Source organism: Holdemanella sp., from assembly GCF_056804935.1.
Window position 1 is genome coordinate 1 of sequence record NZ_DBMEXE010000121.1, and the last position, 3,587, is coordinate 3,587.

General features: G+C 36.1%; 3 protein-coding genes and 1 other annotated feature. Of the genes, 2 read left to right on the top strand and 1 reads right to left on the bottom strand.

Annotation, left to right across the window (positions count from 1 at the left end; all coding sequences use genetic code 11):
- On the top strand, window positions 1-229 hold a 229-nt coding region (locus ACZQCL_RS06365; protein ID WP_482482310.1), incomplete at its 5' end, for a hypothetical protein.
- An 87-nt stretch (window positions 230-316) separates the two neighbouring features.
- Here the strand turns inward: ACZQCL_RS06365 and ACZQCL_RS06370 are convergent.
- Window positions 317-2,929, bottom strand: a complete 2,613-nt coding sequence (locus ACZQCL_RS06370) for a valine--tRNA ligase (RefSeq protein ID WP_482482312.1) — start codon at window positions 2,927-2,929, stop codon at window positions 317-319.
- A 39-nt stretch (window positions 2,930-2,968) separates the two neighbouring features.
- Window positions 2,969-3,162 (bottom strand) — a binding site (T-box leader).
- 74 nt (window positions 3,163-3,236) lie between these two features.
- On the opposite strand from ACZQCL_RS06370, the gene ACZQCL_RS06375 reads away from it, so the two are divergent.
- A complete protein-coding gene (locus ACZQCL_RS06375; RefSeq protein WP_147325353.1) occupies window positions 3,237-3,485 on the top strand; it encodes a hypothetical protein in 249 nt (82 codons plus the stop codon).
- The last annotated feature ends 102 nt before the right edge of the window (window positions 3,486-3,587 follow it).

The window sequence follows — 3,587 nt, forward strand, 5'->3', positions numbered from 1 at the left end:
ATCAGGTATTTCTAACGATTCAATTTATATGATTTACAGAACTGATAAATTTGGAAATCGTGAAATTAAATGTTTAACAAAAATAGATTCAAATTTAAATTCTAAATCTAATATTTCTAAGCAATATTTATCTGGAAAATTTAACAATCCTGATAATAATTACTATTTTACAAATGAAGCAAAAATAAATTATAAAGATATATTTAACACCTTCAAGCGCCTAAAATAACATAAAAATCATCCTCGTTAGATAAGGATGGTTTTTTTCATGTAGCAAAAAAACGCCTAGAGCTTGTCTCTTGGCGTTTGATTTGTTCTATCCTAATTTCTTAAGGATGTTATCTAATTGTGTTTTAGTCATTTCTAGCTTTTCTGTGTAAGATGCTAGTTTTTCTTTTTCTGCGTTGACTTTAGCTTCTGGTGCTTTATTGACGAATCCAGGATTTTTCAACATGCCTGAGCAACGTTTGATTTCGTTTTCTAGGCGTGCAATTTCTTTTTCTAGTTTTCCCTTTTCTTCTTCTAAATCAATTAATGCATCCATTGCGACAGTTAATACGGCTTTTTCGATTGTACGAGAAAGTACGTCTTCTGTATTAAGGTCTTCTTTTACTGTGGCATGTGCCATACGTGCTAGGATGGCAGTTGATTCTGTATTTAGTGCTACATAGCCATTGTCGTTGTGTAGTGAGATTATTAAATCTTCACTTGGTTTCATTGCGTATTCGACTTTGATTTCACGTACAGTTTGAATTGCACTGATGACCAATGCCATTTCGTCTTTTTCTGCGTCTGTGTATTCGAATTCAACTTTTTCTGGCCATGTTTCTACGTTTAGGCTTTCTTTTTCGTGTGGCAAATTCAAATAGATTTCTTCTGTCACAAATGGCATGAATGGTGATAATACTTTTAGAATTCCCATCATGACGGTGTATAGTACAGCTTTTGTATTGGCTACTAAGCTTTCGTCTTCTGAATATAGTGTGGCTTTTGATAGTTCAATGTACCAGCTGCAGAAATCATCCCATACAAAGCTATATAGTTCGTTTCCTACGATGGCTAATTCATATTTGTCCATGTTTGTTGAAACGTGGTCTAATACTTCGTTAAAGCGTGCTAGGATCCATTTGTCTACGCTGTTGGCTTTTGTCATGTCTAGTTCTGGTTTTGTATCACCAATTTGCATTTGAACATAACGAGCTGCGTTCCAGATCTTGTTAATGAAGTTCCAGCTTGCGTCCATCTTCGTTTCATCAAAACGTAGGTCTTGTCCTGGTGTTGAGTTTGTTGTTAAGAAGAAGCGTAGTGCGTCAGCACCTTTTTCTTGAATAACATCCATTGGATCAATACCGTTTCCTAATGATTTAGACATCTTGCGTCCTTGTGTATCACGTACAAGTCCGTGGATCAATACGTCTTTGAATGGACGGTTCTTCATGCAGTAGCGTGTTTGGAAGGCCATACGTGCTACCCAGAAGAAAATAATGTCATATCCTGTGACTAATACATCATTTGGGAAGTATCTTTCAAGATCGGCTGTGTTTTCTGGCCAGCCAAGTGTTGAGAATGGCCATAATGCACTTGAGAACCATGTATCTAATACGTCTTCGTCTTGTGACCAGTTTTCAATGTCTTTTGGATCTTCCATTCCCACATAGATTTCACCTGTTTCTTTGTTTGTCCATGCTGGAATTCTATGTCCCCACCATAACTGACGTGAAATACACCAGTCTTCAATGTTTTCTAGCCATTGTTCAAATGTTTTATTGAAACGTGGTGGTACGAAGTTGATTCTTTGGTCTTCGATTTCTTGGTTCTTTAATACTTCTTCAGCTAATGGTTTCATCTTCACAAACCATTGTTTACTTAAGTATGGTTCTACAATAACACCCGTTCTTTCGGAGTGTCCTACTTGGTGTAAGTGTTCTTCTATGTGATCTACAACACCAGCTTCTTTAAAGTCGTTAACTAAGGCTTCACGACATTCAAAACGATCCATACCAGCGTATTTACCACACATATCATTCATGGTTCCATCTGGATTCATACAGATTGGCATTGGCAAGTTGTATTTTTTAGCTAATGCGAAGTCATTAGGATCATGGGCTGGTGTACATTTCATTACGGCTGTACCAAAGCTCATGTCAATATAGTCGTCTGCCATGATTGGAAGTTCGTCTCCGTTGGCAGGGTTAATGGCATGCATCCCAACGATGTCTTTATATCTTTCATCATCTGGATGTACAAAGATAGCTTGGTCGGCAAACATAGTTTCTGGACGTGTTGTCGCAATGACTAATTCTTGTCCTGTTTCAACTACTTTATATTTGAAGTAGTACATGTGACCCATGATTTCTTTGTGTTCAACTTCAATGTTTGACAATGCGGTTTTAGCTTCTGGGTCCCAGTTAATAATTCTTTCCCCTTGATAGATCAATCCATCATTGTATAAATCTACAAAGACTTTACGAACGGCTTGAGACAATCCTTCATCCAATGTAAAGCGTTCACGACTGTAGTCTAAAGATAATCCTAATTTAGCCCATTGGCTACGAATAGTCGAAGCATATTCTTCTTTCCATTCCCATGCTCTTTCTAAGAATTTTTCACGACCAATGTCATAACGAGAAATTCCTTCTGATTTTAAACGTGCGTCTACCTTTGCCTGTGTCGCAATACCCGCGTGATCCATTCCGGCTACCCAACATACATCATAGCCTTTTAATCTTTTATAACGACATAAAATATCTTGTAGTGTTGTATCCCATGCATGTCCCAAGTGTAACTTTCCTGTTACGTTTGGTGGAGGGATCACAATACAATATGGGCGTTTAGACAAGTCGCCCGCTGTGAAATATCCTTTTTCAATCCAATTTTGGTATTTATCATTTTCTACTGCTAAATGATTATACTTTGCTTCCAACGTCATCCACAATCATCCTTTCCGTACATATAAAAAAGCACATCCCCATAGGACGTGCTTGACGTGGTACCACCTAATTTTATTCTCATTCACATTAACGCTGTGTCACGAAATTTACTACTCTTAGTTCATAAATTCAACTCAAAGACTACCTTCACTTATCCAACACACAAACTTTCACCAACCGCTTGCTCTCTATAGAATTGGTATAAACTACTCCTTCTTATCATCGCTTTGAATTTAGTTTATCAAAGAAAAAGTAAAAACTCAAATCATTTTGAAAAATTAGTTGTTTTATTCTCTACTTTACTATATGATGATTAAAGAAAGCGGTGTAAACATGGATAATCAATTATACAATCAAATCAAAGCTGTTCATGAACAATATATTAAAGAACAGAATCGTTTAGAAGACGAAATCGATAGACTAAGACGAGAAATCGTTTGTCTAGATAATGAAGACGAAATTGAGGCGTTAAATAAACTCGTTAAGATCGATGATATTAAGCGTAAGATGGTTGTAGAATTCATTCATAGTTTAGATAAGATTGTAGAACAGTAATCTACAATCTTTTTTATAACTATTTAACGCAAGATACATTCAAGTACTTATTGTAGTCCTTAAAACTAGCATCTCGTGAATAAAATACAATTAAATTAAGCA

Bases quoted from the DNA above. Each gene is read 5' to 3' on its own strand.
- ACZQCL_RS06375 (WP_147325353.1), top strand. From the start codon at position 3,237: ATGATGATTAAAGAAAGCGGTGTAAACATGGATAATCAATTATACAAT.
- ACZQCL_RS06370 (WP_482482312.1), bottom strand. From the start codon at position 2,929: ATGACGTTGGAAGCAAAGTATAATCATTTAGCAGTAGAAAATGATAAA.